Origin of the sequence: Vogesella sp. LIG4 (assembly GCF_900090205.1) — a bacterium.
Classification (GTDB): Bacteria; Pseudomonadota; Gammaproteobacteria; order Burkholderiales; family Chromobacteriaceae; genus Vogesella.
In genome coordinates this window covers 1,080,514-1,101,732 of record NZ_LT607802.1, presented here as the reverse complement: position 1 = coordinate 1,101,732, position 21,219 = coordinate 1,080,514, and the positions used below count along the sequence as shown (strand labels likewise).

Below are 21,219 nucleotides of genomic sequence, written 5' to 3'. Positions count from 1 at the left end.
TAGGGCGGAAGCCCCGGCGGGGCGTTCCGCCGCATGCGGCCAACCTTGCATGGCGGAACGCCCGGCTTTGCCGGGCTTCCGCCCTACAGTAATAAAAAAGCCCGGCAGTGTGCCGGGCTTTGTCGTTTGCTGGGCGCTTACAGCGGGGTATCGCTGGACAGCACCAGCTTCACGCGCTGGTACTGCGCCGGCAGCAGGCTCTGGCCGGTGCGTTTCTGGTAGGAAGCCAGCACCTTGGCCACGTATTCGCGGGTTTCCTCGTACGGCGGGATGGTGTTGCGGTACTTGCTCACGGCGCCTTCGCCGGCATTGTAGGCCGCCAGTACCAGCGACATGTCGCTGTTGAACAGGGCAAGCAGGAAGCGCACGTAGCGGGCGCCGGCGCGGATGTTCTGTACCGGGTCCTGCGGGTTGCTGGCGCCGAAGCGGCTGGCAGTGCCCGGCATCAGTTGCATCAGGCCGATGGCGCCCTTGGGCGACACGGCGCCGGGGTTGTAGCCGGATTCGACGGTGATGATGGAGTGCAGCAGCTGCGGGTCGAGGTGCTGCTCATGCGCGATGCGTGCCACCAGCTTGCTGAAGGCGGCGGCCATCTGCCGGTTGTATGCCGGTGCGTTGACCTGTGGAATATCCGTGTTGCTGGCTGCCGGCTGTGCTTCCACCACTGGCGGCGGTATATCGTAACTCAGGGTGGCGCCCAACCCGGGGGCGACGGCGTCGCTGAGCAGATCGTAGCTGGCGGCGGGTGACTGCTGGCTGTTTTCGGCGTGGGCTGCCGGCAGTAGCAGTAGTGCCAGCAGGCTGGCCAGAAGTGGATACTTGCGCATGATGGGTGGCTTTTAAAGAGCTGATGCCGCACGGGCTGACGTCTGCATATTAATAAGCTTTGAGCACAATTTCCAGTAACAGATACTTACAAATAAAGCCGGCGTCATGGCCAAAACAGCGGCTTTCCATCGGCCAATGTCAGCAGTGGCGGGGCGCGCAGGGTTAAACAGGCTGTGACAGCCGCCGGTGGCCGCGGCAGAAAAAACTGCCGCCTGTCGTGCACCGGCAACGCCGGCACGGCTCACTCGCGGTGGTAGGGGTGGTTGTTGAGGATGGAGTAGGCGCGGTACAGCTGCTCGGCCAGCAGCACGCGCACCATGCCGTGCGGCAGGGTCATCGCCGACAGCTGCAACATGATGTCGGCGCGCTGTTTCAGCTCGGCGGACAGCCCGTCGGCGCCGCCGATGACGATGGTGATGTCGTCGCCGCCGGCCATCCAGTCTTTCATGGCGGCCGCCAGCTGCATCGAGGTCCAGTTCTTGCCGCGTTCATCCAGAATGACCAGCTTGCTGCGCGGCGGAATGGCCGCCACGATGCGCTCGTGCTCGGCGGCAATGCCTTTCTCGGCGGTCACGCCGCCACCACGTTTTTCCGGCTTGATCTCTTTCAGTTCGAAGCTGATGTCGCGGCCGAAGCGCTTGGCGTAGTCGCCGAAGGCGTCGTCCACCCAGCGCGGCATCTTGCTGCCCACCGCCAGTAGCGTGATTTTCATGTCGGCTTTCCAAAAAGAGGTTGGCCGCAGCGCCTTGCGACGGTGCGGCCAACTTCGGGTCGTGCGGCTAGCTTAAACGGCAGCGTTCCACGGACGGCCCACCGGGTTGAAGGACGGCTTCTGGCCGCCCCACAGCGCTTCGAGGTCGTAGTAGTCGCGCACGGCCGGCAGCATCACGTGCACTACCACGTCGCCGGCATCCACCAGCACCCATTCGCCGCTTTCGTGGCCTTCGGAGCCAACCAGCTCCACGCCGGCTTCCTTCAGGGTCACGGCCACGTTGTTGGCCAGTGCCTTCACCTGGCGGTTGGAGTCACCAGTGCACACGATCATGCGGGCGAACAGTGAGGTCAGATTGGTGGTGTCGAGCTCGACGATATCCTTGCCCTTTACGTCTTCCAGGGCTTCGACGGCCAGTTTGGCGATGTCTTGAACTTCCATGAGTTTCCTTGCAGTACGTTGCGGGACATGGCGGCGGGGCAGCGGTCGCGGCGGCCAGAGGTTCCGTAAAAGATCGGGGTGCCGCGGACAGCGGCAGTTGGCAGCTCGGGCACAGAGCGCCCGGCGGCGGGACGCATCAGAATCTGTGCACGATCTGCTGCGCGTCGGCGATACGGCGTTGAAACCGTCTTCGGGATGCTCATTGACGCGATGTCAATTCCGCTCCCTCAGCCGTTTCCGCCTTGTCTCGCTCTAGCTCGCTAGATCGTGAATAAATTGATGGCGCCCCTTACCTTGCCGTACTCCGGTATAGCTGATGCCGGTGGATGTATTGCAGTACACCGGCGGGAATCAGCCCGCTGCAGTCCTCGCCACCGGCCAGTTTGTGGCGCAGTTCGGTGGCGGAAAGGGGAACGGGGGGCAAGGTCAGGGCGCGGATTGTACCGGAAGGCGCGCTGTTTGAAAAATCAGGCACTTGCTGCCAGTAGGGCTGCAGTGCGGCAGGGAGGTTGGCCGCATCGAAACCGGGGCGTACCGCCACCACGATATTGGCCAGGCGCAGGATGTCCTGCCAGCGCTGCCAGGCGGGCAGATTGTGCAGCGAGTCGCCGCCGATCAGCAGCCACAGCTGGCACTCCGGCCCCAGCTCGGCGTGCAGTTCTTCCAGTGTTTCCACGGTGTAGGCCGGGCGTGCGCGCCGTACTTCGCGGTCGTCGGCCTGCCAGCCGGCATGGCCGGCAATGGCCAGCTGCACCATGGCCAGGCGCTCCACGGCGCTGGCCTGCGGGCCGCTGTCGCGATGGTAGGGGTTGCCGGCGGGGATCAGCCGCAGCGCGTCCAGCCGGCACTGGCTGAAGAACGCTTCCGCCATGCGCAGGTGGGCGGCGTGAATGGGGTCGAAAGTGCCGCCGAACATGCCGACGCGGCGCATGGCCACAGCGGCAGCCCCGCTGTGCGCAGGTGCTGCCGCTGTGGCTGGCTGTTGCTTGCCGGTGGGCATCAGACCTGCGGCAGGTAGCCGTCGATGATCAGGTCCAGCTTGCCGGTGGCCGGATGGATCACCAGGCCGTGCACCGGGATGTCTTTCGGCATCAGCGGGTGGCTGCGGATGGTGGCCACGGTATGGCGCACGCTGTCGTGCACGTTGTCGAAGCCTTTCAGCCAGCCGTCCAGGTCGATGCCGGCACCGCGCAGGGTGGCGATGGTGTCGGCGGACACGCCGCGTTCCTGGGCACTGGCCAGGATGCGGTTCGGGTCGATGGCGCGCATGCCGCAGTCGTGGTGTGCCACCACGCAGATTTCCTCGGCGCGCAACTCGTAGACGGCAACCAGCAGGCTGCGCATCACCGAACCCCACTGGTGGGTAACCAGGGCGCCGGCGTTCTTGATCAGCTTGGCGTCGCCGTTCTTCAGGCCCATGGCCTTGGGCAGCAGTTCCACCAGGCGTGCGTCCATGCAGGCCAGCACTGCCAGGTTCTTGTCCGGGAATTTGTCGGTCTCGAATTGTTCGTACTCGCGCGCTTCGACGAAGGCGCGGTTGTGGTCCAGCAGGGAGCTAAGCAGGCCCATGATGTTCTCCTGTAGCAATGACCTGTCCGCGGGCGGCGGGGCAGGCGGTCAGGGGATTGGTGTGTTTACTCTGGATTTTGTCGGGCGCCATGCTACCACGACCACGGCCGGCACCCACCACGCGGTTCATGGGGTTTTCGCTACCGTTTTGCGAAAAGTCAGCTGGTTCTTGATATGACTGTAGCCCTCGCGCCGGTAGAAGCGATGGGCGTCGCTGCGATGCTCGGCGCAGCGCACGTTGACCTCGGCAATGCCGCGCGCGGCGGCCCAGGCTTCGCAGGCGGCCAGCAGCTGCGCGCCCAGCCCCTGGCCACGGCAGTCTTCGGCCACCACCAGGCCGCCTACCTCCACGCAGGTGGCGGATTCCAGCAGCGGCCGCACAAAGCCGTGTATCCAGCCGCACACCCGTCCCTCCACTTCGACCACCTGGACAACATGCTGTTCCGGCGCCGCCAGCAGCGTGTCCAGCCGTGCGGCCAACGTTGCCGGTGCCACCGGGTAACCCAGCTGGGTGGACAGGGTGGCCAGGGCCTGGGCATCGGCGGGCCGGGCGGGGCGCAGGGTGGGGTTCATGGCAGTGCTCCGGTTCAAGGTTCAGGCCGGGCGGATAACAATGCCGCGCGCCTGCAGCTGCTGGCGCAGCAGGCGGGCGAAGGCCAGCGCGTGGGCGCCGTCGCCGTGCAGGCACACGCTGTCGGCGCGCAGTGCGATGTGTTGCCCGTCCAGGCTGCGCACACTGCCGTGCTCAATCAGCTGCAGCGTCTGTGCCAGCGCGGTGTCGGCATCCTCGATGACCGCGCCGGGGCTGCCGCGCGGCGCCAGGCTGCCGTCGGCCAGGTAGCCGCGGTCGGCGAAGACTTCCTCGATGGCGGCCAGACCATGGCGTGCGGCGGCGCGGATCGACTCGCTGCCGGCCAGCCCCATCAGCTTCAGCGCCGGGTCGAAGTCGCGCACCGCGGCGGCAATGGCATCGGCCAGCACCGCGTCACGCGCCGCCTGGTTGTACAGCGCGCCATGCGGTTTGACGTGCACCAGCTGGCCGCCTTCCTCGCGCACGATGGCGGCCAGTGCGGCCAACTGTGCGCCGACATCGGCATGCACCTGCACCGGCGTGCGCTGCATGGCGCTGCGGCCGAAGTTTTCGCGGTCGGGAAAGCTGGGGTGGGCGCCGATGGCCACGCCATGCGCCAGCGCGGCGCGCACTGCGGCGCGCATGGTGGCGGCATCGCCGGCGTGCCAGCCGCAGGCGATATTGGCCGAGCTGACGCAGGCCAGGATGGCGGCATCGTCGCCGCAGCCTTCGCCGACATCGGCATTCAGGTCTATGTGCATTGCCAGGTTCCAGTTCACAGGGAGGGAAGTTGGCCGCTGCCCCAGGCGGCCAGTTCGAAGCGGCGCCAGTCGCGCAGCCAGTGTTCCCGCGCGGCGCGGGCGGTGGCCAGGTCGCACTCCACGAAGTGCAGCCGGCTGCCGGGGCGCGCCTGCGCCAGCAACCACAGGTCGGCATCGATCACGCTGGCGATGCGCGGGTAGCCGCCGGTGGTCTGCGCATCGGCCAGCAGTACGATGGGCTGGCCGTTCGGCGGCACCTGCACCACGCCGGGCAGTACCGCGTGAGACAGCAGCTCGCCGCCGTGGTTGCGCTGCAGCGCCGTGCCCTGCAGCCGGTAGCCCATGCGGTTGCTGTGCGGGCTTACCGTCCACGGGTGTTGCCAGAAGGCGTGCCGGCTGGCGGCGTCGAATTCATGGTATTCCGGGCCGGGAATGGCGCGCAGCAGCGGCTGCCATGGCCGCTGGTACACCCCCAGCCGCCGCGGCAGCGACCTGGCGGCACCCTGCGGCAGCCGGTCGCCGGCCTGCAGGGCGCGGCCGTGGTGGCCGCCGTATGCCGCCTTGAGGTCGGTGGCGCGTGCGCCCAGTACCAGCGGCACGTCGATGCCGCCATCCACGCACAGGTAGGCGCGCATGCCGTGGTGGCCGCCGGCCAGGCGCAGTATCTGCCCGGCGCGGCAGGGCAGGCGCCAGCCGCACCAGGCCGGCTCGTCGTCCAGTGTGGCGGCAAAGTCGGCGCCGGTCAGCGCGAACCAGCCGTCGCGGCCGAAGCGGATGGCCACCGGGCCCAGGGCGATTTCCAGTGCGGCAAGGTTGGCCGCATTGCCCAGCAGGCGGTTGCCCAGCAGCAGTGCCGACGTATCCAGCGCGCCGTTCTGGGCAATGCCCAGGTGGCGCAGGCCGTGGCGGCCCAGATCCTGCACCGTGGTCTGCACGCCGGGGCGGAGAATCTCAAGCATGGCCGGGCTCCTGTGCCACGAAGCGCACGCGGTCGCCCGGCAGCAGCAGGCTGGGCGGCTCGCGCTGCGGGTCGAACAGCGCCAGTGTGGTGCGGCCGATCAGCTGCCAGCCGCCGGGGCTGGTGGCCGGGTAGATGCCGGTCTGCTCGCCGCCGATGCCGACGCTGCCGGCCGGCACCGCCAGCCGTGGTTCGGCGCGGCGCGGGGTGGCCAGCGCCGGCGGCAGCCCGCCCAGGTAGGCGAAGCCGGGCTGGAAGCCGAGAAAGAACACGGTGTAGCGCGCGGCGCTGTGGCGGGCGATGACTTCTTGCTCCGACAGCCCGCAGTGCGCCGCCACCGCTGCCAGGTCCGGGCCGTGCTCGCCGCCGTAGTGCACCGGGATATTCACCCGCCGCTGCGGCAGTACGGCGCTGCTGGCCTGCTGCCACAGCGCCATCAGCTGGTCGAGCACCGCCGCGCCGTCGTGGCGCGCCGGGTCGAGGATCACGGTGAGGTTGTTCATGCCGGGAACGATATCGATGAAGTCGCCTTGCGTGCGCAGGGTGTCGGCCAGCCACCAGATGCGGCGCTGGCAGGCGAGGGTGGCCGGTGGCGGCGAGTTCAGCACCACGGCGCGTTCGCCCAGCAGGTGGCCGTGCACGGCGGCATGTTTCAAGGCGGGCTCCTTGCGGCCAACGTTGTGCCGCGGTGGGTGGCGCGCTACCAGCGCGAGAGCGTACCGACAAAGTTCTTCGCCATGCGGAAGGACTTTGTTTTGTAGACAGGAAGGCTGCCGATGCAAGCACTTGGCTGGATCGGCCCGGCCGTGCCGGGTCCGGTGGTGTGTAAACGAAGCACTTTGTCAGCAGCCTGGTGCGCTACCAGCGCGAATGGTGGTCTTCGGTAACACCGGCCAGCGCTTCCACCGGGTACAGCACGCCGCTGTGCGGGTGGCGCAGCCAGCCATCGAAGCGGCCCACCGGCTGGATGTAGCGGCTGCTGGCGATCAGCAGGTTCTTGTCGCCGCTGCGCGCGCCCTCCGGGGTGAAGGTCAGCGCTACTGCGCCGTCGTCGGTGTGGATGCGCCACGGCGCCAGGGGGTTGGCCGCATCGAATTCGAATTGCGCGGCGCCCACGCGCCACGGCACGCCCTCCAGCCAGATGGCGTTTTCCGCATCGCCCATATAGCCGGCCTGCAGGTTGAAGCCCAGCGGCCCGGCGTGGGCGCTGGCCCAGCGCCAGCTGGTGTCGCGCGCCAGAAGGCCGTTGGAGGCGTCCAGGCTGACCTGGCAGCCGTCCAGCGCCAGGCGCTCGCCATTGCATTCGGCAAAGCCGCTGCAGGCCAGCGCCCCGCTCTTGTGGGTGGCATGCGCCTGCCAGTTGGCCGGGGCGATGGCGGCCAGCACGCTGTCGGCGGCCGGCAGGGTGATGTGGGCGGCCAGGCGCAGCGGCGTGGTGTTGATGGTGAGTTCCAGCCGGCTGCCGGCGTGGCGGAAGGCGATACAGTCGCTGCCGCGGCGGAAGGTGGCGTCGCCGAAGGTGCGGTTTTCCAGGCGGGTGTGCAGCAGCGGCGCGCCGGTGGCGTCGAAGTCGGCCAGCAGTCGGCCCTGGCGGCGGTCGAACAGGTAGGCGAAGGCGCTGCCGGCCCAGCCCACGTCCACCACCGCCACGCCGATGAAGAAATCGGCATGGGCGAAGGCGGCGTATTGCCAGCGCTTGTGGTGCAGGCGGCGCGTCAGGCGGCGCAAAGGTGGCATGGCCAGCGCGTGCCAGGACAGCGCCGGCACGATGCCGCGATACATGCCAAAGGCAGGAAGGCCGCGCTCGTGCACCAGTTGCGAGGGCGCGGCAGGCAGGGGAGCAGGCGCCATGCCGGTGGGCGGCCGGTTCCGCCCGGGTGTGGATCATGACTGCAGTCTACAGCAGGTCCAGCGGAATCTTCAGGTAGGCGTGGCCGTTGGCCGCCGGCGGCGGCAGGTTGCCGGCGCGGATATTCACCTGTATCGACGGAATCAGCAGCACCGGCGCCCCCAGCGTGGCGTCGCGCGCCTGGCGCAGGGCAACGAAGTCCGCCTCGCTCACGCCGCTGCGCACGTGGACGTTGGCCGCTTTCTGCTCGGCCACCGTGCTGCAGGCGCTGGGCGCGCGGCTGTCGGGCGGGTAGTCGTGGCACAGCCACAGCCGGGTGTTGTCCGGGAGCGACAGCAGGCGCTGCACCGAATGGAACAAGGTGCGCGCATCGCCGCCGGGGAAGTCGCAGCGGGCGCTGCCCACGTCCGGCTGGAACAGGGTGTCGCCGATGAACACGTCATCGCCCACCTGGTAGCCCACGTCGGCCGGGGTATGGCCCGGCAGCGCCAGCACGCGCAGCGTCAGTTCCCCCAGCTGCAGGCTGTCGCCATCGGCAAAAAGCTGGTCAAATTGCCGCCCATCGGTGGCGAAGTCTTCTTCCATCTGGAATATCGGCTTGAATACCCGCTGCACCGCATCGATATGGCGGCCTATGCCGGTGCGCCCGCCCAGGCGCTGCTTCAGCCAGGCGGCGGCGGTCAGGTGGTCGGCATGGGCATGGGTTTCCAGTATCCACGCCAGCTGCAACTCGCGGGCGGTAATGAAGTCCACCAGCTGCTGGGCATTGTCGGTGGCAGTGCGGCCAGCCTTGGGGTCGTAGTCCAGCACCGGGTCGATGATGGCGGCGTGGCCACCCGGGTGATCGAACACCACGTAGCTGTAGGTGCCGGTTACCGGGTCGAAGAAGGCTTGGATGCTTGCGTGCATTGCCGCTCCTGCTGACAGACAAGTGTTGATATTATTTACTATATATTAAAATATAATGTTCCGGTGGCTGCGCTGACAGCGCGGCAGTGGGAGACAGATTGGGGATATCCATGGATTTGACTGTACTGCATGACAACGCATCCCGCGCGGCAGCCTTGCTGAAAAGCCTGGCCAACGAGGACCGGCTGCTGCTGCTGTGCCAGTTGGTGGATGGCGAAAAAACCGTGTCCGAGCTGGAGCGGCTCACCAGTATCCGCCAGCCCACGTTGTCACAGCAGCTGGGGGTGCTGCGCAACGAGTCGCTGGTGAGCACCCGCCGCGACGGCAAGTGGATCTACTACAGCGTGGCCAGCGAGCAGGCGCTCGCCATTCTGGACACGCTGTACGGGCTGTACTGCGGCACGGTAAGCACTGCCGTGGCTGCCGATACCGCGCACAGCACATGACGCGCTGGCTGCCGCCCTGGTTGCAGCATTACCAGCGGCAATGGCTGGTCGGCGACATCAGCGCCGGGCTGCTGGTGGCACTGCTTTTGCTGCCGCAGGGGCTGGCCTACGCGCTGGTGGCCGGGCTGCCGCCGCAGCTGGGCCTGTATGCCAGCCTGCTGCCGCTGCCCTTGTATGCGCTGCTGGGCCGCAGCCATGCGCAGTCGGTGGGGCCGATGGCGGTGACTTCGCTGCTGGTGGCCGCCTCGCTGGGCAAGCTTGGCCTGGCGGCAGCCTCCACCGATTACCTGCTGGCCGCCATCTGGCTGGCGCTGTTGTCCGGCGTGCTGCTGTTGCTGTTCGGCCTGCTGCGGCTGGGTTTTCTGGCCGACGTGCTGTCCGAACCGGTGCTGGCCGGCTTCACCGCCGCGTCGGCATTGCTGATCGTGCTGAGCCAGCTGGGGCCGCTGGCCGGTTTTCGCGCTCCCGGCGCCAGCCTGCCCGCCATTCTGTCCAGCCTGTGGGCACATGCCGGCCACTACTCATGGCCGGCGCTGCTGATCGGCATCCCTGGCGTGCTGTTGCTGTGGTGGGGACGTAGCAGGCTGAGCCGCTTGCTGCATCGCCTGGGGCTGCGGGGCCTGCCGCAGGCATTGCTGGTGCGCGGTCTGCCGCTGCTGGCACTGCTGGGCAGCATGCTGCTGGTCGGCCTGCCGGGCTGGCAGGGGCAGCTGCCGCAGGTTGGCCGCATCCCGGCCGGGCTGCCGGCGCTGGCCTGGCCGGCGCTGCCCTCCTGCGGGCTGCTGCCGCTGGTGATGCCGGCGTTCTTCATCGCGCTGGTCAATTACGTGCAGAGCCTGTCGGTGGCGCAGCTGCTGGCGATTCCGCGCCGCGAGACGGTGGACCCGGATCGCGAACTGCTGGCGCTGGGCGTCTGCAATATCGGTGCCGGCCTGTGCGGCGGCTTTCCGGTGACCGGCGGGCTGACCCGTTCGGTGGTGAACGCCGAGGCCGGTGCCAACAGCCAGCTGGCATCGCTGATCACCGCGGCGCTGATTGCCGCGCTGCTGGCCTGGGGCAGCGGCATGTTGTCGGCGTTGCCGCTGACCATGCTGGCCGCCACCATCGTTGCCGCGGTGGCGCCGCAGGTGCGGCTGCAGCCGCTGCTGCATGCCTGGCGGGCGGAGCGCAGCGATGCCATTGCCTTCGCCGTCACCTTCCTGCTGGTGTTGTGGCTGGGGGTGGACAGCGGCATCGTGGCCGGGGTGGTGATCTCGCTGGCGGCGTGGCTGATGAAGAGCAGCCGCCCGCATATGGCCGAACTGGGCCTGCTGCCCGGTGGCAGCCACTTTCGCAATGTGCAGCGCTACCAGCAGTGCCAGACCCTGCCGGGTGTACTGATCCTGCGCATCGACGAAAGCCTGTATTTCGGCAATGCACGCCACGTGCGCGATGCACTGCTGGCAAGGTTGGCCGCAGCCGGGCAGGTGCATACCCTGCTGCTGGTGATGAGCGCGGTGAACCGCGTGGACATCACCGGCCTCGCCATGCTGGAGCGGCTGGACGACACCCTGGCCGAGCGCGGCGTGCGCGTGCAGCTGGCCGAGGTAAAGGGGCCGGTGTGGGATGTGTTCGGCAAGGCAGGTCTCGCCAGCCGCTTCAGCGGCCGGGTGTACCTGTCCACCTTCGCTGCCTGGCAGGCGCTGCTGCCGCCGCCGGAATTCCATATCTAGCCGTCTGTGCCGGCAGAACCTGGGTCAACACAAATCCACACAAACTAGCGCAGCGGACTTCGCCGCTAACTGGCTATCATAGCCGCCATGAACGCTCATACCCGACTCACGTCCCTGCTTGCCGCCGTGCTGGTGGCCTGGCCGGCCAGCGCCCCGCTGGCCAGCGACAACCTGCCCAACCTCGGTACGGTGGCGGAATCCGCCGTGCCGCTGGCCGAGGAAAGCCGCATCGGCCGCGACATCCAGCGCTCGCTGCAGGACGATGGCGACGTGATCGACGATGCCGAGATCAACGACTACCTCAACGACCTGGGCGGCTCGCTGGTGGCCGCGGCACAGCCTACGCCGCTACCGATCAGCTATTTCGTGGTGCGCGATGCCAGCATCAACGCCTTTGCCCTGCCGGGCGGGGTGATCGGCGTGCACAGCGGCCTGGTGACGGCCACGCAGAGCGAGGGCGAGCTGGCGTCGGTGCTGGCGCACGAAACCGCCCACGTCACCCAGCGCCACCTGGCGCGCATGTACCAGAGCAGCAGCCAGAACCAGCTGTGGCTGTGGGCGGCGATCCTGGCCGGCATCGTGGCCGGCTCGCGCAGCGGCAACAGCGATATGGCGGTGGGCGCGCTCAACGCCGGCGTCGGGCTGGGCGTCAGCCAGCAGCTGTCCTATAGCCGCGACTTCGAGCGCGAGGCGGACCGCATGGGCATGCAGTACCTGGCCGGCGCCGGTTTCGACCCGCGCAACATGCCGCTGTTTTTCGAGCGCCTGCAGCAGTCGCAGCGCCATAACGACAACAACGCCTTCGGCTTCCTGCGCACCCACCCGCTGACGGTGGAGCGCCTGAGCGAAAGCCAGGCGCGGGCACAGAGCTACCCGCTGAAGATGCGGCTGGACAGCCTGGACTACCTGCTGATGCGCGAAAAGCTGCGCGTGGCCACCCTGAGCGCTGACGAAGTGCTGCCGTTCTACAGCACTGCACTCACCAGCCGCCGCTATCTCAACCGCGGCGCCATGCTGTATGGCCTGCTGCGCGCGCAGCTGGCGCACGGCAACCTGAAGGAGGCGCAGGCGCTGTGGCCACAGGTAAAGGCGGCGCTGCCGGCGCACCCGTCGCTACTGCTGCTGGAGGCCGAGCTGCAGCGTGCCGCCGGCCAGCCGGCGCAGGAAGTGCAGACCCTGCAGCAGGCGCTGGCGGTGTTCCCGTCGCGTCGCGCGCTGCGGCTGGAGCTGATCGACGCCCTGCTGCAGAGCAACCGCCAGGCCGAGGCGCGCCAGGCCATCGACGCGGCGCTGGCGCGTTACCAGGACAGCCCGCAGCTGTGGCGGCTGGCGGCGCGCAGCTATGGCGAGGCCGACTCGCTGCGCTACCACGCTGCACTCGGTAATGCGTTCTTTTTCGAACAAAAGTTCGAATCCGCGCGTGTTCAATACCAGCTGGCCACCCAGGCGCCGGGCGACGATTTCTATCTGCGCTCTTCCATCGAGGCGCGGCTGCGCGAAATTGGCACTAAGCTGAAACCGGGGCAGGGCGACGACAAGCGTTGAGCCTGGCCGCGTAGTGCCGTCACTACGATGCAAGCCCCGGTAGTGTGCTTCTTGCTGTCTGATACGGCTGGCATCCCCGCATGCCGGCCGGCCTTGGCGTATCGCAAAAAAACAACATGCTGCGCCGCAATATCCATGAATTTAAAGCTGTTTTCGAGCGAAAACCCTAATTGGCTATTCCGTCTCGAAACTGGCAGGCTATACACTTTGCCGCGTGTAAGAATGTTTTCGTTTTCGCAAAAATTTTTTGCGGTTTTGTTCGATTATAATCGCGTGCAGTTAAGGGAGCCTCCACCGGGGCTTCGACGTATGTCAGCCTGACCCTCCCTATCGGGGCGGTTCGGAAAATAACAGTGAGGATGTGAGATGGCAGCAATCTACCCTGACGATATCGATCCGATTGAAACGCAGGAATGGACCGAGGCAGTCGAGTCGGTACTGGACAATGACGGTGCCGAGCGCGCCCATTACCTGCTGGAGAAAATGGTAGAGCGCACCCGCCGTCGCGGTGCCCACCTGCCGTTCGAAGCCACCACCGCCTATCAGAACACCATCCCGGTGGGCAAGGAGCAGAAGTCTCCGGGCAACCACGAGCTGGAGCATCGCATCCGCTCGATCAACCGCTGGAACGCCATGGCCATGGTGCTGCGCGCCGGCAAGAAAGACCTGGAACTGGGCGGCCACATCGCGTCGTTCCAGTCCTCCGCCACCCTGTACGACGTAGGCTTCAACCACTTCTGGCGTGCCCACAACGACGAGCAGGAAGGCGATCTGGTGTACTTCCAGGGCCACATTGCGCCGGGCGTGTACTCCCGCGCCTTCCTGGAAGGCCGCATCAGCGAACAACAGATGGACAGCTTCCGCCAGGAAGTGGACGGCGGCGGCCTGTCCTCCTACCCGCACCCGTGGCTGATGCCGGACTTCTGGCAGTTCCCCACCGTATCCATGGGCCTGGGCCCGCTGATGGCCATCTACCAGGCCCGCTTCCTGAAGTACCTGGAAAGCCGTGGCCTGGCCAAGACCCCGGGCCGCAAGGTGTGGTGCTTCTGCGGCGACGGCGAGATGGACGAGCCGGAATCCCTGGGCGCCATCTCCATGGCCGCGCGTGAAGGCCTCGACAACCTGGTGTTCGTGATCAACTGCAACCTGCAGCGTCTGGACGGCCCGGTACGCGGCAACGGCAAGATCATCCAGGAACTGGAAGGCGACTTCCGCGGCTCCGGCTGGAACGTGCTGAAAGTGGTATGGGGCAGCCGCTGGGACCCGCTCTTGGCCATGGATACCAAGGGCCTGCTGAAGAAGCGCATGGACGAGTGCGTGGACGGCGACTACCAGACCTTCAAGTCCAAGGACGGCGCCTACGTGCGCGAGCACTTCTTCGGCAAGTACCCGGAGCTGCGCGAGATGGTGGCCAATATGTCCGACGAGGAGATCTGGGCACTGAACCGTGGCGGCCATGACCCGCACAAGGTGTACGCCGCCTACTACCAGGCTACCCACAACGCCAACGGCCGTCCGACCGTGATCCTGGCCAAGACCATCAAGGGTTACGGCATGGGCTCCTCCGGCGAGGCGCAGAACGTGGCACACCAGGCCAAGAAGATGGCGCTGGAAAACCTGCGCAAGTTCCGCGACCGCTTCGCCATTCCGGTATCCGACGAGGACCTGGAAAAAGTACCGTACTACAAGCCGGCGGAAGACAGCCCGGAAATGAAATACATGCGCGAACGCCGCGCTGCCCTGGGTGGCTACCTGCCGGCACGCAAGCCGGTGAAGGCGCCGCTGGCGGTGCCGGGCCTGCATGTGTTCGACAGCCAGTTCTCCGATTCCGGCGAGCGCGAGTTCTCCACCACCATGGCCTTCGTGCGTCAGCTGGGCATCCTGCTGAAGGACAAGAACATCGGTAAGCAGATCGTGCCGATCGTGCCGGACGAATCCCGCACCTTCGGTATGGAAGGCATGTTCCGCCAGTACGGCATCTGGTCCACCCAGGGTCAGAACTACGTACCGCAGGATGCCGACCAGCTGATGTTCTACAAGGAATCCAAGGATGGCCAGATGCTGCAGGAAGGCATCAACGAGCCGGGCGCAATGTCGTCGTGGATCGCCGCGGCCACCAGCTATGCCAACCATGGCATCCCGATGATTCCGTTCTACATCTACTACTCGATGTTCGGTTTCCAGCGCGTGGGCGATCTGGCCTGGGCAGCCGGCGACATGCGCGCCCGCGGCTTCATGCTGGGCGGCACCGCCGGCCGCACCACCCTGAACGGTGAAGGCCTGCAGCACGAAGACGGCCACAGCCACATCCAGGCCGGCCTGATCCCGAACTGCATCAGCTACGACCCGACCTACGCCTACGAGCTGGCGGTGATCCTGCAGGACGGCCTGCGCCGCATGTATGTCGAGCAGGAAGACGTGTTCTACTACATCACCCTGATGAACGAGAACTACACCCACCCGGCCATGCCGCAAGGCGCCGAAGAGGGCATTCTCAAGGGTATGTACCTGCTGAAGGATGGCGGCGACGCCGCGGTGAAAGTGCAGCTGATGGGCTCCGGCACCATCCTGCGCGAAGTGATTGCCGCCGCCGACCTGCTGCGCAACGACTTCGGCATCGCTTCCGACATCTGGAGCGTGACCTCCTTCAACCAGCTGCGTCGCGACGGCATGGAAGCCGCCCGCCACAACCTGCTGAACCCGGTGGGCGCGCAGCGCCAGTCCTTCGTCGAGCAGCAGCTGGCTGGCCGTAGCGGCCCGGTGGTTGCCGCTACCGACTACATCCGCAACTACGCTGACCAGATCCGCGAATACGTGCCAGGCCGTTACGTGGTGCTGGGCACCGACGGCTTTGGCCGCTCCGACAGCCGCGCCAAGCTGCGCGAGTTCTTCGAAGTGAACCGTTACTACGTGGCCGTGTCGGCGCTGTCCGCCCTGGCTCGCGAAGGCAAGGTAGAGGCTGCCAAGGTAGCCGAAGCCATCGCCAAGTACGGCATCGACCTGAACAAGCTGCCGAGCTGGAAAGTATAAGCGGCAACGTAGGGCGGGTTGGCCATCAGGCCATACCCGCGCGCAGATTCGAGGCGGGTATGGCCGTGCGGCCAACCCGCCCTACAGCGGATAGAAAGCCATGAGCAATCTGATCGAACTGAAAGTGCCCGACATCGGCGGTCACAGCAACGTAGACATCATCGAAGTGTTCATCCAGCCCGGCCAGAGCGTGGCGGTGGATGACTCCCTGATCACCCTGGAAACCGACAAGGCCACCATGGAAGTACCGGCGGAAGCCGCCGGCGTGGTGAAAGAAGTGCGTGCGGTACTGGGTGGCAAGATTTCCGAAGGCGACGTGATCGCCATCATCGAAGTGGGTGCCAGCGCTGCGGCACCGGCCCCGGCTGCTGCGGCGCCTGCTCCGGCAGCTGCGCCTGCCGCCGCGCCGGCTGCGGTAGCCAGTGCCCCGGCTCCGGCTGCCCCGGCGGCTGCGGCCAACGTTGGCCGCAGCGAAATCCGCGTGCCGGACATCGGCGGCCACAGCGGTGTGGACGTGATCGAGGTAGCGGTGAAAGTGGGTGACGAGATCAAGCTGGACGACAGCCTGATCACCCTGGAAACCGACAAGGCCACCATGGAAGTGCCGGCTACCGCCGCCGGTCGCGTGGTGGAAGTAAAAGTAAAAGTGGGCGACAAGATCAGCGAAGGCGAGCTGATCGTGGTGGTGGAAGGCGCTGGCGCCGCTGCTGCCCCGGCCGCTGCTCCCGCTCCGGTAGCTGCCGCACCTGCCCCGGTTGCTGCTGCTCCGGCTCCTGCTGCCGCGCCGGCCGTTGCCCCGGTAGCAGCTGCCGTGGCCGCCGCCTTCAACGAAGCCGGCTTTGCCACGGCCCATGCCGGCCCGTCGGCACGCAAGCTGGCGCGCGAACTGGGCGTGGACCTGTCCAAGGTGAAAGGCTCCGGCCGCAAGGGCCGTATCGTCGAGGGCGACGTGAAGGGCTTCGTGAAGGCCGTGATGCAGAACCCGGCGGCGCTGGCCCCGGCGGCCGCCCCGGCCGGTTCCGGCGTGGGTCTGGACCTGCTGCCGTGGCCGAAGGTGGACTTCGCCAAATTCGGCCCGATCGAAACCAAGCCGCTGTCGCGCATCCAGAAGATTTCCGGTGCCAACCTCAGCCGCAACTGGGTGATGATCCCGCACGTCACCTTCAATGACGAGTGCGACATCACCGAGCTGGAAGACTTCCGCAAGCTGGTAGGCAAGGAATGGGAGAAATCCGGCCTCAAGATCAGCCCGCTGGCCTTCATCATCAAGGCCGCCGCCGAGGCGCTGAAAGCCTTCCCGGCGTTCAACAGCTCGCTGGACGGCGACAACCTGGTGCTCAAGCAGTACTACCACATCGGCTTTGCCGCCGACACGCCGAACGGCCTGGTGGTACCGGTGATCAAGAACGTGGATCAGAAGGGCATCAAGCAGATCGCCCAGGAACTGACCGAGCTGTCCGCGCTGGCGCGTGACGGCAAGCTCAAGCCTACCGACATGCAGGGCGCCACCTTCACCATCTCCAGCCTGGGCGGCATTGGCGGTACCAGCTTCACTCCGATCGTGAATGCGCCGGAAGTGGCCATCCTCGGCGTGTGCAAGAGCCAGATCAAGCCGGTATGGAACGGTAAGGAATTCGCACCGCGCCTGATGTGCCCGCTGAGCCTGTCCTTCGACCACCGCGTGATCGACGGTGCCGCTGCCGCCCGCTTCACCGTGTACCTGGGCAAGCTGCTGTCCGACGTGCGTCGCCTGATCCTGTAATTCAACGGTAGGGCGGGTTCGCCGCCAGGCGATACCCGCGCGCAGATTTGTGGCGGGTATGGCCTGCGGCCAACCCGCCCTACATTGCGGATGGAAAACCATGAGCAATCTGATTGAACTGAAAGTGCCGGACATCGGCGGCCACAGCAACGTGGACGTGATCGAAGTGTTCGTGAAGCCGGGCGACGTGGTGGAGAAGGAAGCCAGCCTCATCACCCTGGAAACCGACAAGGCCACCATGGAAGTACCGGCGGAAGCCGCCGGCGTGGTGAAGGAAGTACGCACCGCCGTAGGTGGCAAGGTGTCCGAAGGCGACGTGATCGTGGTCATCGAAGCTGCCGGCGCAGCCGCGCCGGCACCCGCAGCAGCAGCCCCGGCCGCAGCAGCACCGCAAGCTGCCCCGGTAGCCGCGCCGCAGGCCGCCAGCCACAGCGGCGGCGCCGACATCGAATGCGACGTGCTGGTGCTGGGCGCCGGCCCCGGCGGCTACTCCGCCGCCTTCCGCGCAGCCGACCTGGGCCTGAAAGTGGTGCTGGTAGAGCGCTACGCCACCCTGGGCGGCGTGTGCCTGAACGTGGGCTGCATCCCGTCCAAGGCGCTGCTGCACAACGCTGCGGTAATCGACGAGGTGAAACACCTTGCGGCCAACGGTATCAAGTACGCCGAGCCGGAAATCGATATCGACATGCTGCGCGGCTACAAGGAAAAGGTGATCGGCAAGCTCACCGGTGGCCTGGCCGGCATGGCCAAGGCACGCAAGGTGCAAGTGGTACGTGGCGTGGGCAGCTTCCTCGACCCGCATCACCTGCAGGTGGAAACCACCGAAGGCGCGGGACAAGCCAAGACCGGCGCCAAGCAGGTGATCAAGTTCAGCAACGCCATCATCGCTGCTGGCAGCCGCGTGGTGAACCTGCCGTTCATCCCGCAGGACCCGCGCATCGTCGATTCCACCGGCGCGCTGGAACTGAAGGCCGTGCCGAAGAAAATGCTGATCATCGGCGGCGGCATCATCGGCCTGGAAATGGGCACCGTGTACTCCACCCTGGGCGCGCGCCTGGACGTGGTGGAGATGCTGGACGGGCTGATGCAGGGCGCCGACCGCGACCTGGTGAAGGTGTGGGAAAAGATGAACGCCCACCGCTTCGACAACATCATGACCAGCACCAAGACCGTGGCAGTGGATGCCCGTGAAGACGGCATCTACGTCACCTTCGAAGGTGCCAAGGCCCCGGCCGAGCCGCAGCGCTACGACCTGGTACTGGTAGCCGCTGGCCGCGCGCCGAACGGCAAGCTGATCAGCGCCGAAAACGCCGGTGTGGCGGTGACCGACCGCGGCTTCATCGAAGTGGACAAGCAGCAGCGCACCAACGTGCCGCACATCTACGCCATCGGCGACATCGTCGGCCAGCCGATGCTGGCCCACAAGGCGGTACACGAGGCGCACGTGGCGGCGGAAAACTGCGCCGGCGGCAAATCCTACTTCGACGCCCGCGTGATTCCGGGCGTGGCCTACACCGACCCGGAAGTAGCCTGGGTAGGCGTAACCGAGGAACAGGCCAAGCGCGACGGCATCAAGATCGAGAAATCGGTGTTCCCGTGGGCCGCCTCCGGCCGCGCCATCGCCAACGGCCGTGACGAAGGCTTCACCAAGCTGATCTTCGATGCCGAGACGCATCAGGTGATCGGCGGCGCCATCGTCGGCACCCACGCTGGCGACATGCTGGGCGAAATCTGCCTGGCGGTGGAAATGGGCTGCGACGCCACCGACATCGGCAAGACCATCCATGCTCACCCCACCCTGGGCGAAAGCATCGGCATGGCCGCCGAAGTGGCGCACGGCAGCTGCACCGACCTGCCGCCGCAGCGCAAGAAGTAATCAGCTGGCCTGCGGCCAACGTTGGCCGCAGCGCAGACGACAAGGGCAAGCCTTACGGCTTGCCCTTTTTTTATGTTTATCGATATTATTTCAGGTGCATCTTATGTGAATTTTTGCATGTCTAATGAAAGACCTGCTTTCTTGGTTCCCCATACTGACACCAAAATATGGCCAATTTCTCTACAGAGTTTCCAATTGATCCGAAAAACTCAGTTGTTGATGTTATGCATCTTGCATGTAAGTGGTTGGTAGGGAGTCCGCATACCGAGATCCAAGCGGCTCAAGTCCAAGAGCTGCCTGAGAATGGCGAGCGTTCGCTCTCAGTCGGTAACGAGCGAGTCGAGCTAGCCCATGCTCGATCTGGGGATACCGAAATCGGAGGGCTAAGATATGAAAGGACTGATGCTGGCCTAGCATGGACAACATCAATCGCTACTCTCAAGACGCCTGAGCGGCATCTTTTGAGCTTGCAGGTATTTTGTGAGGCATTGAATACGGCTGCCAGGCTGCCACCTCCTAAAAAGCCATACTTTATTCGGCAGGCGCTTACAGAGCTTGGGGGTGGGACAGATGGAGACATCCCAATTACTGACCAGCCATTTCTGCTATCTTCTGGCGAAGAAACTGTCGCTGCTGCACTGATTCTTGGCACAGCTAGGAACACACTCCCAATAATTTATGTCAGTGCTGACTTTGAGGATAACTATCTTGTTAATCCCATAGATTTAGCAAAATATGTTTCTGGTATGGCGCACGTGGTTGTTGAGCCAAGTAGAGTTTTCTCATACAAGCTCAAAGCGCTAACTAAATTTCGGAATGTATATGGTGGAGCAGTTGGTGTTTACTGGCCTAATTCCGAGGCACGGCGAGCGTACTTTCATGATGATTCACTGGGAAACTCTCGTGCGTTGGAGCTTAAAATTGCGAAGGATATTCGTGTTGCACTTTCTAATCGTCGGCAGCGAACTAACTGCACTTGGGCCTATTTAAAGGAAACTGTTGCAAAACAGCGGTTCGATAGCCTCAAGGCAGCAGGTTCTACCGAGCTACAGGCATATATGGATGCTTTTGACGCCGAGATCACGGCTAAGCAGACTCGTGTTGTTGATGCCGAAGATGAAATTGCACGACTCACAGCGGAAGTACGTAGGTTATCGGGATTGGAACAGTCTTCTGAAGGAGGGCTCATTCAGCAAGGTGAGGAGCAGGACTTATATGAGCAAGAGATCCGAGATATAGTGATTGATGTAGTGGCCGATGCTAGTCGAACTGCCCGCGAAGGAAGCCGTCGCCAACATGTCTTGTTAGATATTCTCAAGGCAAACCCTCCCTCAGATACAAGACAACGACTTGAAGGGGAGGTGAAATCTCTATTGAGGACCTATCGTGATATGGATGGTAAAATACGAGGTGCTCTGACCAAGATGGGATTTGAAATATCTGAGGATGGAAAGCACTATAAAGCTGTTTTTCAAGGAGATGGTCGCTATACTTTTTCGATTCCTAAAACTAGCAGTGATCATCGGGCTGGAAAGAATATGGCTAGTGATATAAATAATGTCTTGTTTAAGTAAAGTCGTTTTAAGATATATATCTAGCCTAGATAAGCCGTAAATGTGTCGCTGAGGTCAGTGAGATTGATTTTCAGGTCGTGCAGTGTTTGTCTTGGTTAGACTTTACAGTGTTTTGAGACGTTGGCCGCACACCTGCCCGGTGCTGCGGCCAACGTTTTTGCATTTACCGCCCCGCCTTCTGCATGCCGGCGGCGATCCAGCGCTGGATGCTGACGGTGTCCATGGCGCCGGCTTGGCGCTGGATTTCGCGCCCGCCCACAAACAGGATCAGCGTGGGGATGCTGCGAATGTTGAAGCGCTGGCCGAGGGTGGTTTCGGTCTGGGTGTTGATCTTGGCAAAGCGCACCGCAGGCATGGCGGCGGCGGCCTGGGCGAAGGCCGGGGTCATCATCTGGCAGGGGCCACACCACGGTGCCCAGAAATCCACCACTACCGGGATGTCGTTGCGAGAGATGTGCTGCTCGGCATTGTCCACGTTCAGCTCCAGCGGTTTGCCGGTGAGTAGCGGCTGGCGGCACTGGCCGCAGTTGGGGGCGTCGGCGAGGCGGCTGGCCGGTACGCGGTTGGTGGTGGCGCAGTGTGGACAGACCAGGTGCAGGGCGGTGGTGGCGTTCATGGCAGGCTCCCGATGGCAATGGCTGGGAGATGGGTTCGGGACGCGGCGCTTTCAAGCGTT

Annotated in this window: 19 protein-coding genes; 7 read left to right on the top strand and 12 right to left on the bottom strand. The window is 65.0% G+C overall.

The window, feature by feature from the left end; all coding sequences use genetic code 11:
* Window positions 1-137: 137 nt before the first annotated feature.
* The 11 genes from PSELUDRAFT_RS05145 to PSELUDRAFT_RS05095 all read right to left on the bottom strand — a co-directional run bounded on the left by PSELUDRAFT_RS05145 (window position 138) and on the right by PSELUDRAFT_RS05095 (window position 8,598).
* Window positions 138-827 carry a lytic transglycosylase domain-containing protein gene (locus PSELUDRAFT_RS05145; protein ID WP_088965826.1) on the bottom strand — a complete coding sequence of 230 codons (690 nt, stop codon included), beginning with the start codon at window positions 825-827 and terminating at the stop codon, window positions 138-140.
* Window positions 828-1,069: 242 nt separating this feature from the next.
* The gene (rlmH, locus tag PSELUDRAFT_RS05140) at window positions 1,070-1,540 is read right to left on the bottom strand and encodes a 23S rRNA (pseudouridine(1915)-N(3))-methyltransferase RlmH (RefSeq protein ID WP_088965825.1); all 471 of its coding nucleotides are present in this window, start codon (window positions 1,538-1,540) and stop codon (window positions 1,070-1,072) included.
* A gap of 72 nt (window positions 1,541-1,612) precedes the next feature.
* Window positions 1,613-1,981, bottom strand: coding sequence for a ribosome silencing factor (gene rsfS / locus PSELUDRAFT_RS05135; protein ID WP_088965824.1), 369 nt, complete (start codon window positions 1,979-1,981; stop codon window positions 1,613-1,615).
* Between the two features lie 289 nt (window positions 1,982-2,270).
* The gene (gene nadD, locus PSELUDRAFT_RS05130) at window positions 2,271-2,912 is read right to left on the bottom strand and encodes a nicotinate-nucleotide adenylyltransferase (protein WP_088965823.1); all 642 of its coding nucleotides are present in this window, start codon (window positions 2,910-2,912) and stop codon (window positions 2,271-2,273) included.
* A 68-nt stretch (window positions 2,913-2,980) separates the two neighbouring features.
* Window positions 2,981-3,550 (bottom strand): carbonic anhydrase, encoded by a 570-nt coding sequence (locus PSELUDRAFT_RS05125; protein WP_088965822.1) that lies wholly within the window; start codon window positions 3,548-3,550, stop codon window positions 2,981-2,983.
* Window positions 3,551-3,676: 126 nt separating this feature from the next.
* Window positions 3,677-4,123: a GNAT family N-acetyltransferase gene (locus tag PSELUDRAFT_RS05120; protein ID WP_088965821.1), complete on the bottom strand. Its 447-nt coding sequence runs from the start codon at window positions 4,121-4,123 to the stop codon at window positions 3,677-3,679.
* 21 nt (window positions 4,124-4,144) lie between these two features.
* Complete coding sequence (gene pxpA / locus PSELUDRAFT_RS05115) at window positions 4,145-4,882, bottom strand: 5-oxoprolinase subunit PxpA (RefSeq protein WP_088965820.1); 738 nt, start codon at window positions 4,880-4,882, stop codon at window positions 4,145-4,147.
* 14 nt (window positions 4,883-4,896) lie between these two features.
* Window positions 4,897-5,841, bottom strand: a complete 945-nt coding sequence (locus PSELUDRAFT_RS05110; RefSeq protein ID WP_088965819.1) for a biotin-dependent carboxyltransferase family protein — start codon at window positions 5,839-5,841, stop codon at window positions 4,897-4,899.
* Window positions 5,834-6,496, bottom strand: coding sequence for a 5-oxoprolinase subunit PxpB (pxpB, locus tag PSELUDRAFT_RS05105; RefSeq protein WP_231895308.1), 663 nt, complete (start codon window positions 6,494-6,496; stop codon window positions 5,834-5,836). Before pxpB ends, PSELUDRAFT_RS05110 begins: the two co-directional genes overlap by 8 nt.
* Window positions 6,497-6,698: 202 nt before the next feature.
* Window positions 6,699-7,691 carry a DUF2804 domain-containing protein gene (locus tag PSELUDRAFT_RS05100; protein WP_088965818.1) on the bottom strand — a complete coding sequence of 331 codons (993 nt, stop codon included), beginning with the start codon at window positions 7,689-7,691 and terminating at the stop codon, window positions 6,699-6,701.
* A 46-nt stretch (window positions 7,692-7,737) separates the two neighbouring features.
* The gene (locus PSELUDRAFT_RS05095; protein WP_088965817.1) at window positions 7,738-8,598 is read right to left on the bottom strand and encodes an MBL fold metallo-hydrolase; all 861 of its coding nucleotides are present in this window, start codon (window positions 8,596-8,598) and stop codon (window positions 7,738-7,740) included.
* Window positions 8,599-8,708: 110 nt separating this feature from the next.
* On the opposite strand from PSELUDRAFT_RS05095, the gene PSELUDRAFT_RS05090 reads away from it, so the two are divergent.
* From PSELUDRAFT_RS05090 to PSELUDRAFT_RS19235, 7 genes are all read left to right on the top strand, one after another.
* On the top strand, window positions 8,709-9,044 hold the full coding sequence (locus PSELUDRAFT_RS05090) for a helix-turn-helix transcriptional regulator (protein ID WP_088965816.1): 336 nt from the start codon (window positions 8,709-8,711) through the stop codon (window positions 9,042-9,044).
* Window positions 9,041-10,756, top strand: a complete 1,716-nt coding sequence (locus PSELUDRAFT_RS05085) for a SulP family inorganic anion transporter (protein ID WP_088965815.1) — start codon at window positions 9,041-9,043, stop codon at window positions 10,754-10,756. The genes PSELUDRAFT_RS05090 and PSELUDRAFT_RS05085 overlap by 4 nt, the downstream gene beginning before the upstream one ends.
* Before the next feature lie 87 nt (window positions 10,757-10,843).
* Window positions 10,844-12,301 carry a M48 family metalloprotease gene (locus PSELUDRAFT_RS05080; protein WP_088965814.1) on the top strand — a complete coding sequence of 486 codons (1,458 nt, stop codon included), beginning with the start codon at window positions 10,844-10,846 and terminating at the stop codon, window positions 12,299-12,301.
* Window positions 12,302-12,667: 366 nt separating this feature from the next.
* The gene (gene aceE / locus PSELUDRAFT_RS05075; RefSeq protein WP_088965813.1) at window positions 12,668-15,331 is read left to right on the top strand and encodes a pyruvate dehydrogenase (acetyl-transferring), homodimeric type; all 2,664 of its coding nucleotides are present in this window, start codon (window positions 12,668-12,670) and stop codon (window positions 15,329-15,331) included.
* A gap of 100 nt (window positions 15,332-15,431) precedes the next feature.
* Window positions 15,432-17,093, top strand: a complete 1,662-nt coding sequence (gene aceF, locus PSELUDRAFT_RS05070; protein WP_088965812.1) for a dihydrolipoyllysine-residue acetyltransferase — start codon at window positions 15,432-15,434, stop codon at window positions 17,091-17,093.
* A gap of 100 nt (window positions 17,094-17,193) precedes the next feature.
* Window positions 17,194-18,969 carry a dihydrolipoyl dehydrogenase gene (gene lpdA / locus PSELUDRAFT_RS05065; RefSeq protein ID WP_088965811.1) on the top strand — a complete coding sequence of 592 codons (1,776 nt, stop codon included), beginning with the start codon at window positions 17,194-17,196 and terminating at the stop codon, window positions 18,967-18,969.
* A gap of 167 nt (window positions 18,970-19,136) precedes the next feature.
* Window positions 19,137-20,543 (top strand): hypothetical protein, encoded by a 1,407-nt coding sequence (locus PSELUDRAFT_RS19235; protein WP_157725021.1) that lies wholly within the window; start codon window positions 19,137-19,139, stop codon window positions 20,541-20,543.
* A 163-nt stretch (window positions 20,544-20,706) separates the two neighbouring features.
* On the opposite strand, the gene trxC is transcribed toward PSELUDRAFT_RS19235, so the two are convergent.
* Window positions 20,707-21,159, bottom strand: a complete 453-nt coding sequence (gene trxC, locus PSELUDRAFT_RS05060; protein WP_088965810.1) for a thioredoxin TrxC — start codon at window positions 21,157-21,159, stop codon at window positions 20,707-20,709.
* Between the last annotated feature and the right edge of the window lie 60 nt (window positions 21,160-21,219).

Excerpts from the sequence above, each read along its gene's own strand:
- PSELUDRAFT_RS05145 (WP_088965826.1), bottom strand. The coding sequence starts at position 827 with ATGCGCAAGTATCCACTTCTGGCCAGCCTGCTGGCACTACTGCTACTG.
- rlmH (WP_088965825.1), bottom strand. The coding sequence starts at position 1,540 with ATGAAAATCACGCTACTGGCGGTGGGCAGCAAGATGCCGCGCTGGGTG.
- rsfS (WP_088965824.1), bottom strand. The coding sequence starts at position 1,981 with ATGGAAGTTCAAGACATCGCCAAACTGGCCGTCGAAGCCCTGGAAGAC.
- nadD (WP_088965823.1), bottom strand. The coding sequence starts at position 2,912 with ATGCGCCGCGTCGGCATGTTCGGCGGCACTTTCGACCCCATTCACGCC.
- PSELUDRAFT_RS05125 (WP_088965822.1), bottom strand. The coding sequence starts at position 3,550 with ATGGGCCTGCTTAGCTCCCTGCTGGACCACAACCGCGCCTTCGTCGAA.
- PSELUDRAFT_RS05120 (WP_088965821.1), bottom strand. The coding sequence starts at position 4,123 with ATGAACCCCACCCTGCGCCCCGCCCGGCCCGCCGATGCCCAGGCCCTG.
- pxpA (WP_088965820.1), bottom strand. The coding sequence starts at position 4,882 with ATGCACATAGACCTGAATGCCGATGTCGGCGAAGGCTGCGGCGACGAT.
- PSELUDRAFT_RS05110 (WP_088965819.1), bottom strand. The coding sequence starts at position 5,841 with ATGCTTGAGATTCTCCGCCCCGGCGTGCAGACCACGGTGCAGGATCTG.
- PSELUDRAFT_RS05100 (WP_088965818.1), bottom strand. The coding sequence starts at position 7,691 with ATGGCGCCTGCTCCCCTGCCTGCCGCGCCCTCGCAACTGGTGCACGAG.
- PSELUDRAFT_RS05095 (WP_088965817.1), bottom strand. The coding sequence starts at position 8,598 with ATGCACGCAAGCATCCAAGCCTTCTTCGACCCGGTAACCGGCACCTAC.
- PSELUDRAFT_RS05090 (WP_088965816.1), top strand. The coding sequence starts at position 8,709 with ATGGATTTGACTGTACTGCATGACAACGCATCCCGCGCGGCAGCCTTG.
- PSELUDRAFT_RS05085 (WP_088965815.1), top strand. The coding sequence starts at position 9,041 with ATGACGCGCTGGCTGCCGCCCTGGTTGCAGCATTACCAGCGGCAATGG.
- PSELUDRAFT_RS05080 (WP_088965814.1), top strand. The coding sequence starts at position 10,844 with ATGAACGCTCATACCCGACTCACGTCCCTGCTTGCCGCCGTGCTGGTG.
- aceE (WP_088965813.1), top strand. The coding sequence starts at position 12,668 with ATGGCAGCAATCTACCCTGACGATATCGATCCGATTGAAACGCAGGAA.
- aceF (WP_088965812.1), top strand. The coding sequence starts at position 15,432 with ATGAGCAATCTGATCGAACTGAAAGTGCCCGACATCGGCGGTCACAGC.
- lpdA (WP_088965811.1), top strand. The coding sequence starts at position 17,194 with ATGAGCAATCTGATTGAACTGAAAGTGCCGGACATCGGCGGCCACAGC.
- PSELUDRAFT_RS19235 (WP_157725021.1), top strand. The coding sequence starts at position 19,137 with ATGGCCAATTTCTCTACAGAGTTTCCAATTGATCCGAAAAACTCAGTT.
- trxC (WP_088965810.1), bottom strand. The coding sequence starts at position 21,159 with ATGAACGCCACCACCGCCCTGCACCTGGTCTGTCCACACTGCGCCACC.